This window comes from Streptomyces sp. NPDC001532, assembly GCF_040298625.1.
GTDB lineage: Bacteria > Actinomycetota > Actinomycetes > Streptomycetales > Streptomycetaceae > Streptomyces.
The window spans coordinates 170,701-189,000 of the sequence record NZ_JBEPAL010000012.1; the positions used below are offsets into that span (position 1 = coordinate 170,701).

The window sequence follows — 18,300 nt, forward strand, 5'->3', positions numbered from 1 at the left end:
GTACGGTGGATGACATGCGGCCCGTTTCCCAGATCGAACGTACGGTGGCGCCCTTCGAGGTCGTCAGCCCCTACCAGCCCAGCGGCGACCAGCCGGCGGCCATCGCCGACCTGGCCAAGCGCATCGAGGCCGGTGAGAAGGACGTCGTCCTCCTCGGCGCGACCGGCACCGGCAAGTCCGCCACCACCGCGTGGATGATCGAGAAGCTCCAGCGGCCCACCCTGGTGATGGCACCGAACAAGACCCTGGCCGCCCAGCTGGCGAACGAGTTCCGCGAGCTGCTGCCGAACAACGCCGTCGAGTACTTCGTCTCGTACTACGACTACTACCAGCCCGAGGCCTACGTCCCGCAGTCGGACACCTACATCGAGAAGGACTCCTCCATCAACGAGGAGGTCGAACGCCTGCGCCACTCCGCGACCAACTCGCTGCTCACCCGCCGCGACGTCGTCGTGGTCGCCTCGGTGTCCTGCATCTACGGCCTCGGCACCCCGCAGGAGTACGTGGACCGCATGGTGCCCCTCAAGGTCGGCGAGGAGATCGACCGGGACCAGCTGCTGCGCCGCTTCGTGGACATCCAGTACACGCGCAACGACCTGGCCTTCACCCGAGGCACCTTCCGGGTCCGTGGCGACACCATCGAGATCTTCCCGGTCTACGAGGAGCTGGCCGTCCGCATCGAGATGTTCGGCGACGAGATCGAGGCGCTGTCCACCCTCCACCCGCTCACCGGCGAGATCGTCAGCGACGACCAGCAGCTGTACGTCTTCCCGGCCTCCCACTACGTCGCCGGCCCCGAGCGCCTGGAGCGGGCCGTCAACGACATCGAGAAGGAGCTGGGCGAGCGCCTGGCGGAGCTGGAGAAGCAGGGCAAGCTCCTGGAGGCCCAGCGGCTGCGCATGCGCACCACCTACGACATCGAGATGCTGCGCCAGATCGGCTCCTGCTCCGGCGTGGAGAACTACTCGATGCACTTCGACGGCCGCTCGCCCGGCTCCCCGCCCAACACGCTGCTGGACTACTTCCCGGACGACTTCCTCCTCGTCATCGACGAGTCGCACGTCACCGTCCCGCAGATCGGCGCCATGTACGAGGGCGACGCCTCCCGCAAGCGCACCCTCGTCGACCACGGCTTCCGGCTGCCCTCCGCCCTGGACAACCGTCCCCTGAAGTGGGAGGAGTTCCAGGAGCGCATCGGGCAGACGGTCTATCTCTCCGCGACCCCCGGCGCCTACGAACTGTCGCGCGGGAACGGCGTCGTGGAGCAGATCATCCGCCCGACCGGCCTCATCGACCCGGAGGTCGTCGTCAAGCCCACCGAGGGGCAGATCGACGACCTGGTGCACGAGATCCGCACCCGCGTCGAGCGCGACGAACGCGTCCTGGTCACCACACTGACCAAGAAGATGGCCGAGGACCTGACCGACTACTTCCTGGAACTCGGCATCCAGGTCCGCTACCTGCACAGCGACGTCGACACCCTGCGCCGTGTGGAGCTGCTGCGCGAACTGCGCGCCGGCGAGTTCGACGTCCTGGTCGGCATCAACCTGCTGCGCGAGGGCCTCGACCTGCCGGAGGTCTCCCTGGTCGCGATCCTCGACGCCGACAAGGAGGGCTTCCTGCGCTCCGGGACCTCCCTGATCCAGACCATCGGCCGCGCGGCGCGCAACGTCTCCGGCCAGGTCCACATGTACGCCGACAAGATGACCCCGGCGATGGAGCGGGCCATCGACGAGACCAACCGCCGCCGCGAGAAGCAGGTCGCCTACAACAAGGCGAACGGCATCGACCCGCAGCCGCTGCGCAAGAAGATCAACGACATCGTCGCGCAGATCGCCCGTGAGGACCTCGACACCGAGGAACTGCTCGGCACCGGCTACCGGGCCAAGAAGGACGGCCGCGGCACCAAGGCCCCCGTCCCCGCGCTCGGCGAGCACTCGGTCAAGGGCACCAAGACCAAGGCCGCCAGGGCCAAGGCCAAGGAGACCGTGCCGACCGACCGTCCGGCGGCCGAACTCGCCGAGCAGATCGAGGAGCTGACGACGCGGATGCGGGCGGCCGCCGCCGACCTCCAGTTCGAGATCGCCGCCCGGCTGCGCGACGAGGTCTCCGAGATGAAGAAGGAACTGCGGCAGATGAAGGAGGCGGGCCTGTCCTGACGGCCCGCGCGGGCGCCGGGGCCACCGCCACCGGCGCCCCGCCGGTCCCGGCGGCCCCACCCCTGCTGCGCTGTGTTGCAAGACCGACACAAAGTCGGGACCGGGGTACGGCACTGTCAGTGCCCCTGCGTAGGGTTCTGGTCATCCGCGGCATCGCGGCAACAGGGGAATGTCCGAGAGGGGAAACAGCGCGTGACCGTCAACATGACCAAGGGTCAGGCCATCAGTCTGCAGAAGAACGACGGCGGCAGCCTGACCGCGGTGCGCATGGGTCTCGGCTGGCAGGCGGCTCCGCGGCGCGGCCTGTTCGGCTCGCGCACCCGCGAGATCGACCTCGACGCCTCCGCCGTGCTGTTCGCGGACAAGCAGCCGGTCGACGTCGTCTTCTTCCGTCACCTGGTGAGCGACGACGGCTCGGTCCGCCACACCGGCGACAACCTCGTCGGCGGTGTCGGCCAGGGCGGCGACGACGAGGCGATCCTCGTCGACCTCCAGCGCCTCCCGGTCCACATCGACCAGATCGTCTTCACCGTGAACTCCTTCACGGGCCAGACCTTCCAGGAGGTGCAGAACGCGTTCTGCCGCCTGGTCGACGAGACCAACGGCCAGGAGCTGGCCCGCTACACCCTCGCGGGTGGCGGCGCCTACACGGCCCAGATCATGGCCAAGGTGCACCGCGTGGGTACCGGCTGGTCGATGACCGCCCTCGGCACCCCGGCCAACGGCCGCACCTTCCAGGACCTGATGCCGTCCATCCTGCCGCTGCTCTGATCCGAACCGCACGGCGAGCGGCACACCACACCTACACAGCGACAACAGGGGGACGAAGGCGATGACGGCCGAGCTGGTGCGGGGGCAGAACCACCCGCTCTCCCAGGCCCGTCTCGAGATCCGGGTCTCGGCCGGCACGCCGATCGTGGCCGCCGCCACACTCGGCGACGAGCACGGGAAGATCCATGGCGTCGAGGGGGTGGCCCACCCGGGCGCATCCACCTTGCCCGGCCTGGAGGTCTCCCGGCAGGCGGCCGCCGACCACCGTCTCGCGGTGGACCTGGACGCCATGCCGGACGCCGTGCACCGGGTCACCGTGCTGCTCGCGCTGCCCGTCGGCACCGCGGGCGGCCCCGGCCGCTTCGGTGCCGTCGCCGCCCCCTTCGTCGCGGTGACCGGGCTCGACGGCGGCGAGATCGCGACCTTCACGCTCACCGGCCTGGAGGCCGAGACGGCCGTCGTCGCCCTGGAGCTGTACCGCCGGCAGGGTGCCTGGAAGGTGCGCGCGGTCGGCCAGGGCTACGCCGGCGGACTCGCCGACCTCTTCGCCGACCAAGGCCTGCCCGAGGCCCGGCAGCTCGCCGCCGCCATCAACGACGCGGTGGCCCAGGGCGTGGCCCGCTCGGTGGCCGCGCCCCCGCCGCGCCCCGCGGACGGCGACCGCACCCGGCAGACCGCCGCACCCACCCTCGGCCCCGAGCCGACCGGATCGCCCTACGGCGCGCCGGACCCCCAGGGCGCCACCGACCCGCTGCCCGGCTACCCGGTGGACCCCGCCGCGTCGGACCCCTCCGCGCCCCTCACCCAGCCGGCCGCGCCCGCCGGCGGCCCGATCGACTACAGCCACCCGCGCCGGCAGAACGCCGCCCCGCCGCCCCCGCCGCCGGCCGCGCCCCCGGCGGCGCCCGGCCAGCCCGCTCGGCCCGTCGCGGGCGACGCGACCGGCTGGTCGATGGACGAGCGGCTGTACAACCAGGTCTGGGGCATGTTCGAGGACCTGGCCCGCACCATGGCCGCCTACCGCAGCGCCGTGGACTTCGCCGACTCGCGCATGGAGAAGGAGCTGGAACAGGTCCTCTCCGACCCGCGCAGCCGGATCGGCGGACAGGCCGACGCCGCCCGCGCGGCGGCCCGCGCCAAGCACACCCAGCTCGTCGACCAGGCCCGGCAGGCCCTCGACCGCGACGTCGCCCAGCTCACCGCCGAGTCGGACGTCGTCGAACCCGCGCTGCCCGCCGCCTACGCCCGCTGGGACAACCCCGTCTGGCACGGCTACCGGGTGCCGATGGAGCTGCCGATGGCTCTGCGCCTCGGCGACCTGCACCTGTCCGAGTGCCCCCAGCTGCGCATCCCGCTGCTGGTGCGGCTGCCGCTGGAGCGCGGCCTGTGGATCGACAGCGGACGGGCGGGCTCCCTCGACGGCTCCTTCGCCGACGCCCACGACATGCGCCGCCTCGCCATGGAGACGGCGGTCGCGCACGCGGCCCGGCTGCTCGCCGTGCATCCGGCGGGCGAGTTCACCGTCTACGTCATCGACCCGGCCGGGTCCGGGGCGCAGGCGCTGGCCCCGCTGGTGCAGACCGGTGTGCTCGCCGCCCCGCCCGCGCTCGGTGCCGCCGGGGTGACGGACGTCCTGGGCAAGCTGACCCAGCGTGTGGACCTGGTGCAGATGGCCCTGCGAGGCGGTGCCACCGACGCGCTCCCGCCGGGCCTCGACACCGCCCAGCACCTAATGGTGGTCAACGACTTCCCGCACGGCTTCGACGACCGGGCCGTCACCCAGCTGAGGTACCTCGCGGACGAGGGACCCGCCGTGGGCGTCCATCTGATGATGGTCGCCGACCGCGAGGACGCCGCGGGCTACGGCCCGCTGCTGGACCCGCTGTGGCGCTCGCTGCTGCGCCTGACCCCGGTCCCGGACGACCACCTCGCCGACCCGTGGGTCGGGCACGCCTGGACTTACGAGCCGTCCCTGGTGCCGCCCGGCAGCCAGGTGCTCCAGCAGGTGCTCACCCAGGTCGCGACAGCCCGCCGCGCCTGGCGGCCCGGAGGCTGAACCAAGCCCGAGTAAAGCGCTCTGAACTGGGCTTTTAGCTGTTTCTTTACCTACCTCTTTACCGTTCCTTGGTGATTGAGGTAGTCTTTTCCGCACGGAGGGGAGTACTCCCTGTCTGCTGCGGCGTACCCGTCAATACGGATCAGGCCAGATCCCGGGGCGTCGGCCCGTGGACTCCTTGCGCGTCAGGCGCGCCGGGAGTCCGGGGTGGAAGAGACCTCCGGCAGCGACGACGCTGACTGATTTGGCCGTTACGTACTGCCGGAGGCGCAGTGGATGTTTCCGTGACCCTTTGGGTCCTCACGATCGTGGGCCTCGCCGCCCTCATCGCGGTCGATTTCTTCATCGGCCGCAAGCCCCATGACGTATCCATCAAGGAAGCCGGGATCTGGACGGCCGTCTGGATCGCCCTGGCCGGGCTCTTCGGACTCGGCCTGCTCCTCTTCGGCGGCGGACAGCCCGCCGGGGAGTTCTTCGCCGGCTTCATCACCGAGAAGTCGCTGAGCGTCGACAACCTCTTCGTCTTCGTCCTGATCATGGCGAAGTTCGCGGTTCCGTCGCAGTACCAGCAGCGCGTGCTGCTCATCGGTGTCCTCATCGCCCTGGTGCTGCGCGCGATATTCATCGCCGCCGGCGCCGCGATCCTCGCCAGCTTCTCGTGGGTGTTCTACCTCTTCGGCGCCTTCCTGATCTGGACCGCCTGGAAGCTCATCCAGGAGGCCCGGGCCGACGAGGAGGACGAGGAGTTCGAGGAGAACAAGCTCCTCAAGGCCGCCGAGCGCCGCTTCGGCGTCGCCGACCGGTACCACGGCACCAAGCTGTGGATCCAGGAGAACGGCAAGCGCGTCATGACCCCGATGCTGGTCGTGATGCTCGCCATCGGCACCACTGATGTGCTGTTCGCCCTGGACTCCATCCCGGCGATCTTCGGCCTCACCCAGGACCCGTACATCGTCTTCACCGCCAACGCCTTCGCCCTGATGGGACTGCGGCAGCTGTACTTCCTCATCGGCGGCCTGCTGAAGAAGCTGGTCCACCTGTCGTACGGACTGTCGATCATCCTGGGCTTCATCGGCGTCAAGCTGGTGCTGCACGCCCTGCACGAGTCCGGGGTCCATGTCCCGGAGATCAGCATCCCGGTCTCCCTCGGCGTGATCTGCGCCGTACTGATCGTCACCACGATCACCAGCCTGCGGGCCTCCAAGAAGCAGGCCGCGGCCGAGGCGGCGCAGACGCAGGGCACGACCCCGAAGGACAGCATCGACGCCTGACCGCGTCGTCCTCATCCAGCGCACCCGCACCGGGAGCGGCCCTCGGCACCTCGCCGATCGCCGCTCCCGGTGCCGCGTTCTGCCCGCGTTCCGCACCCGTTCCGCCCACGTTCTGCCCGCGGCCCGCCGAGGCCCCCGACGTCTGACCCCCCACCGAGAGGAGAGCGACTGACGCAGCCGACGAGACCGAGCGACGAGCCACGAGCCTCAGGAGGAGATGTGGAAGCCGGCCGGAAGGACCAGGTGACCAGCCGGAGCGGGACCGCCGAGCGGCCCACGGACCGGAATGCGAAGCCCCAGACCGTCTGCGACGATCGGCCCATGATCGCTCGGCTCAGGTCGCTCACGAACCAGTGGACCTACCTCGTGCCGGTGCTCGCGGTGATCCTGCTGGTCTTCACCTGGGGACGTGATCTGCCCGGGCTGGTCGTCGCGGTCGTGACGATCGTGCTGGCCGGGGCGGTCCTCGCCGCCGTGCACCACGCGGAGGTGGTCGCCCACCGGGTCGGTGAGCCCTTCGGCTCCCTCGTCCTCGCCGTCGCCGTGACGATCATCGAGGTGGCCCTGATCGTCACCTTGATGGCGGACGGCGGCGACAAGAGCTCCACCCTGGCCAGGGACACGGTCTTCGCCGCCGTGATGATCACCTGCAACGGCATCGTCGGCATCTCGCTGCTGGTCGCCTCGCTGCGGCACGGCACGGCCGTCTTCAACCCCGAGGGCACCGGCGCCGCCCTCGCCACGGTCGCCACCCTCGCCACGCTCAGCCTGGTGCTGCCGACGTTCACCACCAGCAAGCCCGGCCCGGAGTTCTCCGCAGTGCAGCTGACCTTCGCCGCGCTCTCCTCACTCGTGCTGTACGGCCTCTTCGTCGCCACCCAGACGATCAGACACCGCGACTACTTCCTGCCCATCACCCGGCAGGGCGAGGTGATGAGCGAGGAGGACCACGCCGACGCGCCGTCCTCCCGCACCGCCTGGATCAGCCTGAGCCTGCTCGGCCTCGCCCTGATCGGCGTGGTCGGCCTGGCCAAGGGGGTGTCGCCGACCATCGAGTCCGGTGTGGCGGCGGCGGGGCTGCCGCACGCCGTGGTCGGCGTCATCATCGCGCTGCTGGTCCTGCTCCCCGAGACCATCGCCGCCCTGCGCTCCGCCCGCCGCGACCGGGTGCAGACCAGCCTCAACCTGGCGCTGGGCTCCGCGATGGCCAGCATCGGCCTGACCATCCCGGCCGTCGCGCTGGCGTCCGTCTGGCTCTCCGGCCCGCTCGTCCTCGGCCTCGGCGCCACCCATATGGTGCTGCTCGCCCTGACCGTGGTCGTGGCCTCGCTGACGGTCGTCCCGGGCCGGGCCACCCCGCTCCAGGGCGGCGTCCACCTGGTGCTGTTCGCCGCCTATCTGGAGCTCGCGATCAATCCATGACCGGCTTCGGCGCCACCGCCGCCGGCACCGGACGCGTCTCCGGCAGCAGCGCGAAGCAGCCCAGACTGAGCAGGGCGATGCCGGTGAGATACGCCCCCACCCCCCAGGGCACCCGGCCGCCCTGCTCGGCCAGCGCGGTCGCCGCGAGCGGGGTCAGCGCGCCGCCGAGCACCCCGCCGAGGTTGTAGCCGACGGCGGCACCCGTGCAGCGCACACGCGGCTCGTACAGCTCGGGCAGATAGGCGGCGATCACCGCGAACATCGTGATGAACGCCAGCATCGCCCCCAGGAACCCGAGGAACATCAGCAGCGGCGCGCCGGTCGCGAGCAGCGCGACCAGCGGGAACATCCACAGGGCGGCGGCCGTGCAGCCGGCCAGGCACAGCGGCCGCCGCCCGTACCGGTCGCCGAGCACCGCGGCCAGCGGGGTGAGCGCGCCCTTCACCACCACGGCGGCCATGATGCAGGCCAGCATGACGCTCCGGTCCACCCCCAGCCGCTCGGTCCCGTAGGCGAGGGACCAGGTGGTCACGGCGTAGAAGAGCGCGTAGCCGACGGCCAGGGCGCCGGCCGTCAGCAGGACCAGCCGCCAGTGGTCACGGACGACCTCGGCCAGCGGCACCCGCGCGGGGTCCTCGATCTCGAGGAACCGCGGGCTCTCCGCGAGCGAGGAGCGCAGCCAGAGCCCCACCGCGGCCAGCACCCCCGCCGCCCAGAACGGCACCCGCCAGCCCCACTGCGCGAACTGGGCGTCCGAGAGGGTCGCCGACAGCACCAGCATCGAACCGTTGGCGAGCAGGAATCCGACCGCCGGTCCGACCTGCGGGAAGCTCGACCACAGCGCGCGCCGCTCGGCCGGGGCGTGCTCGGCGGTCAGCAGCACGGCCCCGCCCCACTCCCCGCCGAGCCCCAGCCCTTGCAGAAAGCGCAGGAGGACGAGGAGCAGGGGAGCGGCCACGCCGATCGAGCCGTAGGTCGGGACACAGCCGACGGCGACCGTGGAGGCGCCCGTCAGCAGCAGCGAGGCGACGAGGACCGGGCGGCGTCCGTGCCGGTCGCCGATGTGCCCGAACAGCACCGAGCCCAGAGGCCGGGCCACGAACCCCACGCCGAAGGTGGCGAACGCGGCCAGTGTCCCCGCCAGCGGCGAGACGGTCGGGAAGAACAGCGGCCCGAGGACCAGCGCCGCCGCGGTCCCGTAGACGAAGAAGTCGTAGAACTCGATGGCGGTGCCGGCCAGGGCGGCGGACGCGAGCCGCAGCATGGAGGGCGTCCTAACGGTGCGTACGTCGTGCATGCCGCGTCAACTACCCACCGTGACGGGGAGTTACGGGGGCGCGTGGAGGTGGCCGGTCCCCGTCAGTACGTGACCGTAATGCGCCGGGCCGGTCCGTCGACCCGTACGGTGCCGCCGTACGGAAGGACCACCTGCGGGTCGGTGTGGCCGAAGTCCACGTCGAACACGATCGGGGTGCCGGGCGCGTACACGCGCATGGCCCGCAGTACGGCCTCCCGCTGTTCGGCGGCGTACCGGGCGCCCTCCTCGGGGCTGTTCGGGTGCTCGAAGGACCAGGTCTTGGGCCGGGCCATGAGCAGGGCCGAGAAGCGCCGCAGCAGCCCGCGCTCGCCCATGTTGCGCAGCGTGCGGAAGACCTCCGTGGCGCTCGGCAGCTCCTCCGAGGTCTCCAGGAACAGCACATCGCCGTCGTACTCCGCCGGATCGCGGGCGATCTCGCGGTCGGCCATCAGCAGCCAGCCGAGGATCTCCAGATTGCCGCCCCAGCCGCGGCCCTCGGCCACCCGGTCGGCGTTCACCCAGGTCCAGCCGGTGCCGGGCCGGGACTGCGGTTCCGTGTCGAACGTCGCCGGGTCCGCCCAGTCGCGGTCCACGTCGTTCCAGCGCTCGGCGGGCCGCAGCTCGTAGGGGCCGGAGGTGAAGAGCGCCGCGCGCAGCGACTCGGCCGTCTGCGGGTGCAGGGCGCCGGGGCGGCCCAGCTCGACCATCACACTGCCGCCGTGGTAGCCGACGATCCCGTTGTTGCGCAGACAGGCCAGCAGGTTGGTGTTGTCGCTGACCCCGAAGAACGGCTTGGGGTTCGCCCGGATCAGCTCCCGGTCCAGCAGCGGCAGCACGGTGATCTGGTCGTCGCCGCCGATGGACGCGAACACCGCCTTGATGTCCGGGTCCGCGAACGCGGCGTGGATGTCGTCCGCCCGCTCCCGCGCCGTCGAACCCATCCTCCGGGTCGCCGGGTACTCGACCGGTTCGAGGCCGAACTCCTCGCGCAGCCGCTGAAGACCCAGTTCGTAGGGGAGCGGGAAGAGCCCGGGCAGGCCGCTGGACGGCGAGATGACGGCTATGCGGTCGCCGGGGGAGGGCTTGGGCGGCTGGACGGGAGTCATCATGCCGGGAGGGTACGGCTGGTCACGGCCTCGGCGCACCGTGATAAACCGGGTGCGAGCAGTGGTGGTCCCGGCCGGACCGCCCCATCCGAACGGACCGGAGGAACAGTGCCCCGCACCCTGGCCAACGCCCCGATCATGATTCTCAACGGCCCCAATCTGAACCTCCTCGGGCAGCGCCAGCCGGAGATCTACGGCTCCGAGACGCTCGCCGACGTCGAGGCGCTGTGCAGCAAGGCGGCGGCCGCGCACGGCGGCACCGTGGACCTGCGCCAGTCCAACCACGAGGGCCGGCTGGTCGACTGGATCCACGAAGCGCGGGAGAACCACTGCGCGATCGTCATCAACCCCGGCGCCTACTCGCACACCTCCGTCGCGCTCTACGACGCGCTCAACACCTGTGACGGCATGCCGGTGCTGGAGGTCCACATCTCCAACATCCACCGGCGCGAGTCGTTCCGGCACACCTCCTACGTCTCGCTGCGCGCCGACGGTGTCATCGCCGGGTGCGGCGTCCAGGGCTACGTCTTCGGCGTGGAGCGCGCCGCCGCGATGCTCGGGGCGACACGGGCGGACGCGTAGAGCGACGGCTCCAGGAGGGGCGCGCGGGCGCCCTCAGAGGCGCCCGGCCTCGACGATGCGCCGCAGGAAGCGCTGGGTGCGCTCCTGCTGCGGGTCACCGAAGACCTGCTCGGCGGTGCCGCGCTCCCGCACCACCCCTCCGTCCAGAAAGCAGACCTGGTCGGCGACCTCCCGCGCGAACCCCATCTCGTGCGTCGCCAGCACCATCGTCATGCCGTCGTCCTTGAGGTCGCGCACCACGGCCAGCACCTCGCCCACCAGCTCCGGGTCGAGCGCTGCGGTGATCTCGTCGAGCAGCAGCAGCCGGGGCCGTACGGCCAGCGCGCGGACGATGGCCACCCGCTGCTGCTGACCGCCGCTGAGCCGGTCCGGGTACGCGCCGGCCCGGTCGCCGAGCCCGAGCCGCGCCAGCAGCTCACCGGCCCGCTCCTCGGCCTCCGCGCGGGACACCCCGTGCACCCGGCGCGGCGCGAGCGTGATGTTCTCCAGGACGGTCATGTGCGGGAAGAGGTTGTACGCCTGGAAGACCACCCCGATCCGGCGCCGGACCGCGTCCTGGTCCACGCGCGGGTCGGTGATCTCCTCGCCGTCCAGCCAGATGGCGCCGTCGTCGATCTCCTCCAGCAGGTTGGCGCACCGCAGCAGGGTCGACTTCCCGGACCCGGAGGCGCCGATGAGCGCGGTCACCGTGTGCGGCGCCACCTCCAGGTCGACGTCCCGCAGCACGACGGAGTCGCCGAAGGCCTTGCGGACGGACTCCATCCGCAGGACCGGGGCCTCGCTCATGTGGTCCCTCCCTGGGCCCGGCGGCGGTCCATGCGGGCCGTCACCCAGTCCGTGAGGCGGGTCATCGGGATCGTCAGCGCGACGAAGACCAGACCCGCGACGATGTACGGCGTGTAGTTGAGGCTGCGGCCCGCGATGATGTCCGCGGCCCGTACGGCGTCCACCGCACCGCCGATCGACACCAGCCCGGTGTCCTTCTGGAGCGACACCAGGTCGTTCAGCAGCGGCGGCACCTGGCGGCGCACCGCCTGCGGCAGCACCACGTGCCGCAGCGCCTGCCGGCTGGTGAGGCCGAGCGAGCGGGCCGCCGCGCGCTGGGAGGGGTGCACGGACTCGATGCCCGCGCGGAACACCTCGGCCACGTACGCCGAGTACGTCAGCGTCAGCGCCGTACCGCCCAGCAGCACCGGGTCGACGGTCACCCCCTGGAGCCGCAGCGCGGGGACGCCCAGGACCACGATCATCAGGTTGATGATCAGCGGCAGTCCGCGGAAGAAGTCCGTGTACGCGGCGGCCAGCACCCGCAGCGGGAAGAACACCGGCCCGCGCAGCGTCCGCGCGACGGCGATGAGCATGCCGAGGACCAGCACCGCCGCCCCGCACACCAGCAGCAGCCGGACGTTGAGCCACAGCCCTTCCAGGACCTTCGGGAACGCCTCCCGCGCGTACCCCCGGTCGAAGAACGTCTCCTTGGTGCGCGGCCAGCCCGGCGCGTCGACCACGACCAGGTACAGCACGACACCGGTGACCAGGGTGGACAGCGCGGCGATCGCGGTGGCGCGGCGCGCGCGGGCTCGCTTGTACCGCTCGCGGTCCAGCCGCCGCGTCGAGGGGACGTAGGAGTCCGGCGCGGTCTCGGTGTCCTTGGTGACGGTCACTTCAGCACCGGGGCGTCGACGGCGTCGGACAGCCACCGCTGCTCCAGCTTCGCCAGGGTGCCGTCACGGCGCAGGGTGTCCACGGCGTCCGTGACGCACGCGGTGAGCGCGCTGCCCTTGTCGAGCACCAGCCCGAACTGCTCCGGAGCGGCACCCTGGTTCTCGAACTGGCCGACGATCTCGGCGTCGGTCACCTCGGCCGCGGTGATGTAGAAGGCGGTGGGCAGGTCGGTGACGACGGCGTCCACCTGGCCGTTCTTCAGGGCCGACTTGGCCTGGTCGTTCTTGGCGTACACGGCCGGGTCCCGCTCGGGGCGCACCACATTCTGGATGTAGTCGAGGCTGGTGGTGCCGACCTGGGCGCCGAGCCTGACGTCCTTGAGGTCCGCGAGGCTCTTCGCCTTCGCCGCCTTGGTGCCCTTCAGCGCGATGACGGCCTGGCGCACGTCGTAGTAGCCGGAGGAGAAGTCCACGGCCTTCTTGCGCTCGTCGCTGATGGAGACCTGGTTGATGTCGAAGTCGAAGGTCTTCTCGCCGGGCGCGAACGCCTTGTTGAACGGCACGCGCTGCCAGACCACGGCGGCCTTGTCGTAGCCGAGCCGCTCGGCGACGGCGTAGGCGACCGCCGACTCGAAGCCCTTGCCGTTGGCCGGCTCGTCGTCCTTGAACCACGGCTCGTAGGCGGGCTCGTCGGTGGCGATGGTCAGCTTGCCCGCGGTCTCGGTCCTCAACTCGCCCTTGGCGCAGGCCTGGGCGGACCCTTCGGACGGCTTGGCCGAGGTGTCCTCCTCGGGCTGCGGAGCGCAGCCGACGGCGGCGGCGAGCAGGGCTGTGGTGACGGCGGCGACGGCGCGGCGCGGGGCGCGAGGGGCAGCATGCATGGCGGGAGACTGGCAGTGAACCTCCGCGATTGTCGAGGTCACACCAGTGAATTCCGCATACTGGGAGCGGGTGTTGCGGTCGTGTGAACGGCTGCGCGTGCTTGCGCCGGGGCCGCCGGCCGAGGGCGGGGATCGAAGGGCCGGCGGCCCGTGCCACGCGGGTGCCGTCCTTCCGCGCGGGGCTGCCATCAGTTGACCGCGCGCCCGCGCGCGCCGGGAGCGTGCGCGGGGCACCGACGCGTGCGGAGCGTTCACACGGGGCGCATGCGCCCGTCGTTCACCACCCTCGCGCGCGCCACTCCGGCAGCTGCGGACGCTCCGCGCCCAGCGAGGTGTCGTCGCCGTGCCCGGGGTAGACCCAGGTCTCGTCCGGCAGCACGTCGAAGATCTTGGTCTCGACGTCGTGGATCAGGCTGGCGAACGCCTTGGGGTCCTTGTGGGTGTTGCCCACGCCGCCCGGGAAGAGGCAGTCCCCGGTGAACACGTGGGGGTGGCCGTGCGGGTCGTCGTAGACGAGGGCGATCGACCCCGGGGTGTGGCCGACGAGGTGCCGCGCGGTGAGCTCCACCTGCCCCACCCGGATGACATCGCCGTCGTCGACCGGGACGTCGGTCGGTACCGGGATGCCCTCGACGTCGTCCCGGCCCGCGTACGTCCGGGCTCCGGTGGCGGCCACCACCTCGGCGAGCGCCTGCCAGTGGTCCCCGTGCCGGTGAGTGGTGACGACGGACGCGATGCCGTCGTCACCGATCATGCCGAGGAGGGTGTGCGCCTCGTTGGCCGCGTCGATCAGCAGCTGCTCGTCGGTGGCCCGGCAGCGCAGCAGATAGGCGTTGTTGTCCATCGGGCCGACCGCGATCTTCGTGATCATCAGGTCCTTGAGCTCGTGCACGTCCGCCGGGCCGCCGACCGTCACCTGTCCGCTGTACGTCATGGCCGCCAGTCTAGGGCGGGACCCCTGCCGGGAGCAGGTCGTCGCCGTGGCTACAGCGGCGGCAGGGACGGCAGCGGCCCGCCCGTCACGGTCAGCCCGGCGCCGTCGCGGCGGCCGGCGAGCCAGCCCAGCAGCTCGGCCGGGGCGCCCTCGACGGTGATCTCGGGCTCGTCGGCCTCCCGGCCGGTGCTCCACGCGCGCGTGCCGTCGGTCAGGCGGGTCGGCGGCACCTGCGGGGCACCCGTGAACCGCGCGGCCAGGAAGGCGGTCTCCCGCTCGGTGAACTCCGCCGGCAGATCCTCCAGCTCGTGGCCGATGCCGAGGTCCACGTGGTGCAGCTCGACCTCGGCCCACCGCCGGAAGGGCACCCGGGACGCGGTGTCGGTGACCCCGTTGCGCAGCTCCACGGTCCGTGCCCAGTCGGCGGGCGCGGCCCCGGTCTCCTGGAAGCGTTCGGCGCTCGCGCGGACGTCGGCGAGCTGGACGTCCAGCGGGCGCGGGGCGTCCCGCTCGATGTCGGCGTCCCGGACCTCCGCGGAGGCGTACATGGGACGGCCCTCCAGGACGTTCACGAGGGCGTCGGCGTTGCGGGCGAGGTGGGCGAGGACATGGCCGCGGGTCCAGCCGGGCAGCCGTGACGGTTCGCTCACAGCGGCGTTGTCCAGCTTGCCCGCTGCGGTGAGCAGCCGCTCGGTCGCCTCGTGTACAGACGCCAGGTCACGCGCGTGATCAATCATGACGCCGACCCTAGTCCCGCCACTCGTTCGGGTGAAGGAGGCGGACCGCGGCCGGAAATCGAATACACGTGCTATAGGGTCGAAGGCGGCGTCGGGCATGCTGGAAGGCCGGGGATTGTTGAACCGGCCAGGGCATCCGGAAATCCGACCGGCGCTGTCAGTGGCTCCCCCTAGTCTGAGGAAGACGGGGGCCCCGCCCCTGTCACTTCTCTCAAGAAAGGTGCGGACCGGCGTGGCCGACCGTCTCATCGTCCGTGGCGCGCGCGAGCACAACCTGAAGAACGTCTCGCTCGACCTGCCTCGTGACTCGCTCATCGTCTTCACGGGCCTGTCCGGGTCGGGCAAGTCCTCCCTGGCCTTCGACACGATCTTCGCCGAGGGCCAGCGGCGCTACGTGGAGTCCCTCTCCTCGTACGCCCGCCAGTTCCTCGGCCAGATGGACAAGCCGGACGTCGACTTCATCGAGGGTCTGTCCCCGGCCGTCTCCATCGACCAGAAGTCGACCTCGCGCAACCCGCGCTCGACGGTCGGCACCATCACCGAGGTCTACGACTACCTGCGGCTGCTCTTCGCCCGCATCGGCAAGCCGCACTGTCCCGAGTGCGGCCGCCCGATCTCGCGCCAGTCGCCGCAGGCCATCGTCGACAAGGTCCTGGAGCTGCCCGAGGGCAGCCGCTTCCAGGTGCTCTCGCCGCTGGTGCGCGAGCGCAAGGGCGAGTTCGTCGACCTCTTCGCCGACCTCCAGACCAAGGGCTACTCCCGCGCGCGCGTGGACGGCGAGACCATCCAGCTGTCCAACCCGCCGACGCTGAAGAAGCAGGAGAAGCACACCATCGAGGTGGTCATCGACCGCCTCACGGTGAAGGACTCCGCCAAGCGCCGCCTCACCGACTCCGTCGAGACCGCCCTCGGCCTGTCCGGCGGCATGGTCGTGCTCGACTTCGTCGACCTCCCCGAGGACGACCCCGAGCGCGAGCGGATGTACTCCGAGCACCTGTACTGCCCGTACGACGACCTCTCCTTCGAGGAGCTGGAGCCTCGCTCCTTCTCCTTCAACTCGCCCTTCGGCGCCTGCCCCGAGTGCACCGGCATCGGCACGCGCATGGAGGTCGACCCGGAACTGATCGTCCCGGACGAGGACAAGTCCCTCGACGAGGGCGCCATCCACCCGTGGTCGCACGGCCACACCAAGGACTACTTCGGCCGCCTGATCGGCGCCCTCGCCGACGCGCTCGGCTTCCGCACGGACATCCCGTTCGCGGGCCTGCCGCAGCGCGCCCGCAAGGCACTGCTGTACGGCCACAAGACCCAGATCGAGGTCCGCTACCGCAACCGGTACGGCCGCGAGCGGGTCTACACCACGCCCTTCGAGGGCGCGGTCCCGTTCGTCAAGCGCCGGCACGGCGAGGCCGAGAGCGACGCCAGCCGGGAGCGCTTCGAGGGCTACATGCGCGAGGTGCCCTGCCCCACCTGCGAGGGCACCCGCCTCAAGCCGATCGTCCTCGCGGTCACCATCATGGAGAAGTCGATCGCCGAGGTCTCCGCGATGTCCATCAGCGACTGCGCGGAGTTCCTGGGCGAGCTGAAGCTCAACGCCCGTGACAAGAAGATCGCCGAGCGGGTCCTGAAGGAGGTCAACGAGCGGCTGCGGTTCCTGGTCGACGTCGGCCTGGACTACCTCTCGCTGAACCGCGCGGCCGGCACCCTCTCCGGCGGCGAGGCCCAGCGCATCCGGCTGGCCACCCAGATCGGCTCCGGCCTCGTCGGCGTCCTGTACGTCCTCGACGAGCCGTCCATCGGCCTGCACCAGCGGGACAACCACCGGCTGATCGAGACCCTGGTGCGGCTGCGCGACATGGGCAACACGCTCATCGTCGTCGAGCACGACGAGGACACCATCAAGGTCGCCGACTGGATCGTCGACATCGGCCCGGGCGCCGGTGAGCACGGCGGCAAGGTGGTGCACAGCGGCTCCCTGAAGGAACTGCTGCGCAACGCCGAGTCGCAGACCGGCCAGTACCTGTCCGGCAAGAAAGCGATCCCGCTCCCCGACATCCGGCGCCCCCTCGACCCGTCCCGGCAGCTCACCGTGCACGGCGCCCGCGAGAACAACCTCAGGGACATCGACGTCTCGTTTCCCCTGGGCGTCTTCACCGCGGTCACCGGCGTCTCCGGCTCCGGCAAGTCGACGCTGGTCAACGACATCCTCTACACCCACCTGGCCCGCGAGCTGAACGGCGCGCGGAACGTCCCCGGGCGGCACACGCGCGTGGACGGCGACGATCTCGTCGACAAGGTGGTGCACGTCGACCAGTCGCCCATCGGCCGCACCCCGCGGTCCAACCCGGCGACCTACACCGGCGTCTTCGACCACGTCCGCAAGCTGTTCGCCGAGACCACCGAGGCGAAGGTCCGCGGCTACCTGCCCGGACGGTTCTCCTTCAACGTCAAGGGCGGCCGCTGCGAGAACTGCGCGGGCGACGGCACGATCAAGATCGAGATGAACTTCCTCCCGGACGTGTACGTCCCGTGCGAGGTCTGCCACGGCGCCCGGTACAACCGGGAGACCCTGGAGGTCCACTACAAGGGCAAGTCCATCGCCGAGGTCCTGAACATGCCGATCGAGGAGGCGATGCACTTCTTCGAGGCCGTCCCGGCGATCAACCGTCACCTGAAGACCCTCCACGACGTCGGTCTCGGCTACGTCCGCCTCGGCCAGTCCGCGACCACCCTGTCCGGCGGTGAGGCCCAGCGCGTGAAGCTCGCCAGCGAGCTCCAGAAGCGCTCCACCGGCCGCACGGTCTACGTCCTGGACGAGCCGACCACCGGTCTGCACTTCGAGGACATCAGCAAGCTGCTGAAGGTCCTCTCCGGCCTGGTCGACAAGGGCAACACCGTCATCGTCATCGAGCACAACCTCGACGTGATCAAGACCGCCGACTGGGTCGTCGACATGGGCCCCGAAGGCGGCGCCGGCGGCGGTGTCGTGGTCGCCGAGGGCACGCCCGAGCAGATCGCCGCGGTCCCCGCCAGCCACACCGGCAAGTTCCTGCGGGAGATCCTCGGCGCCGACCGGATCAGCGACGCCGAGCCGGTGCGGGCGCCCGCGCGGGCGGCCAAGCGGACCGTCGCGGCCAAGTCGACGGCGAAGAAGACCGCCACCGCCAGGACCGCCAACAGCACGGCGACCAAGAAGGCGGCCGCGGCCACCAAGAAGGCGGCACCCGCGAAGAAGACGACGCGGGCCCGCAAGGCCTGAGTCATGGCGCGCCCGGACACCGGTCCGGCGCGCGCCGCGTACGAACGAGCGGTGGCCCGCGGGACGTCCCCCGGGGCCCCCCAAGTTACCCGTCAGCCCACCATGCCCCCCGGCTAGACCTAAAGCCTGTCCAGCTGGTTATTGTACAACTAGCCCCGGAA

Annotated in this window: 14 protein-coding genes; 7 read left to right on the top strand and 7 right to left on the bottom strand. The window is 71.1% G+C overall.

Annotated elements, in window-relative coordinates; all coding sequences use genetic code 11:
• Window positions 1-14 precede the first annotated feature (14 nt).
• From uvrB to ABT232_RS14690, 5 genes are all read left to right on the top strand, one after another.
• A complete protein-coding gene (uvrB, locus tag ABT232_RS14670) occupies window positions 15-2,159 on the top strand; it encodes an excinuclease ABC subunit UvrB (RefSeq protein WP_351840171.1) in 2,145 nt (714 codons plus the stop codon).
• A gap of 192 nt (window positions 2,160-2,351) precedes the next feature.
• Window positions 2,352-2,930, top strand: coding sequence for a TerD family protein (locus ABT232_RS14675; protein ID WP_086172259.1), 579 nt, complete (start codon window positions 2,352-2,354; stop codon window positions 2,928-2,930).
• 61 nt (window positions 2,931-2,991) lie between these two features.
• Complete coding sequence (locus ABT232_RS14680; protein WP_351840174.1) at window positions 2,992-4,986, top strand: TerD family protein; 1,995 nt, start codon at window positions 2,992-2,994, stop codon at window positions 4,984-4,986.
• A gap of 272 nt (window positions 4,987-5,258) precedes the next feature.
• Complete coding sequence (locus ABT232_RS14685; RefSeq protein WP_351840176.1) at window positions 5,259-6,257, top strand: TerC/Alx family metal homeostasis membrane protein; 999 nt, start codon at window positions 5,259-5,261, stop codon at window positions 6,255-6,257.
• Between the two features lie 321 nt (window positions 6,258-6,578).
• A complete protein-coding gene (locus ABT232_RS14690) occupies window positions 6,579-7,679 on the top strand; it encodes a calcium:cation antiporter (protein ID WP_351840178.1) in 1,101 nt (366 codons plus the stop codon).
• Here ABT232_RS14690 and ABT232_RS14695 read toward each other — a convergent pair.
• Both ABT232_RS14695 and ABT232_RS14700 read right to left on the bottom strand, forming a co-directional pair.
• Window positions 7,669-8,943 carry an MFS transporter gene (locus ABT232_RS14695; RefSeq protein WP_351840180.1) on the bottom strand — a complete coding sequence of 425 codons (1,275 nt, stop codon included), beginning with the start codon at window positions 8,941-8,943 and terminating at the stop codon, window positions 7,669-7,671. The two genes, ABT232_RS14690 and ABT232_RS14695, sit on opposite strands and share 11 nt — an antisense overlap.
• A gap of 95 nt (window positions 8,944-9,038) precedes the next feature.
• A complete protein-coding gene (locus tag ABT232_RS14700; RefSeq protein ID WP_351840182.1) occupies window positions 9,039-10,085 on the bottom strand; it encodes a S66 family peptidase in 1,047 nt (348 codons plus the stop codon).
• 105 nt (window positions 10,086-10,190) lie between these two features.
• On the opposite strand from ABT232_RS14700, the gene aroQ reads away from it, so the two are divergent.
• Window positions 10,191-10,664 (top strand): type II 3-dehydroquinate dehydratase, encoded by a 474-nt coding sequence (gene aroQ / locus ABT232_RS14705; protein WP_351840184.1) that lies wholly within the window; start codon window positions 10,191-10,193, stop codon window positions 10,662-10,664.
• A gap of 33 nt (window positions 10,665-10,697) precedes the next feature.
• Here aroQ and ABT232_RS14710 read toward each other — a convergent pair whose 3' ends face one another.
• The 5 genes from ABT232_RS14710 to ABT232_RS14730 form a co-directional block, all read right to left on the bottom strand.
• Entirely contained in the window at window positions 10,698-11,450 is a 753-nt protein-coding gene (locus ABT232_RS14710; protein WP_351840185.1) for an amino acid ABC transporter ATP-binding protein, read from the bottom strand.
• A complete protein-coding gene (locus ABT232_RS14715; protein WP_351840187.1) occupies window positions 11,447-12,328 on the bottom strand; it encodes an amino acid ABC transporter permease in 882 nt (293 codons plus the stop codon). The genes ABT232_RS14710 and ABT232_RS14715 overlap by 4 nt, the downstream gene beginning before the upstream one ends.
• Window positions 12,325-13,209 (bottom strand): ABC transporter substrate-binding protein, encoded by an 885-nt coding sequence (locus ABT232_RS14720; protein ID WP_351840189.1) that lies wholly within the window; start codon window positions 13,207-13,209, stop codon window positions 12,325-12,327. Before ABT232_RS14720 ends, ABT232_RS14715 begins: the two co-directional genes overlap by 4 nt.
• Window positions 13,210-13,486: 277 nt before the next feature.
• Window positions 13,487-14,143: an MBL fold metallo-hydrolase gene (locus ABT232_RS14725; protein ID WP_351840191.1), complete on the bottom strand. Its 657-nt coding sequence runs from the start codon at window positions 14,141-14,143 to the stop codon at window positions 13,487-13,489.
• A gap of 50 nt (window positions 14,144-14,193) precedes the next feature.
• The gene (locus ABT232_RS14730) at window positions 14,194-14,880 is read right to left on the bottom strand and encodes a maleylpyruvate isomerase family mycothiol-dependent enzyme (protein WP_351840193.1); all 687 of its coding nucleotides are present in this window, start codon (window positions 14,878-14,880) and stop codon (window positions 14,194-14,196) included.
• 232 nt (window positions 14,881-15,112) lie between these two features.
• On the opposite strand from ABT232_RS14730, the gene uvrA reads away from it, so the two are divergent.
• Window positions 15,113-18,139, top strand: a complete 3,027-nt coding sequence (gene uvrA, locus ABT232_RS14735) for an excinuclease ABC subunit UvrA (protein WP_351840195.1) — start codon at window positions 15,113-15,115, stop codon at window positions 18,137-18,139.
• Window positions 18,140-18,300 lie beyond the last annotated feature (161 nt).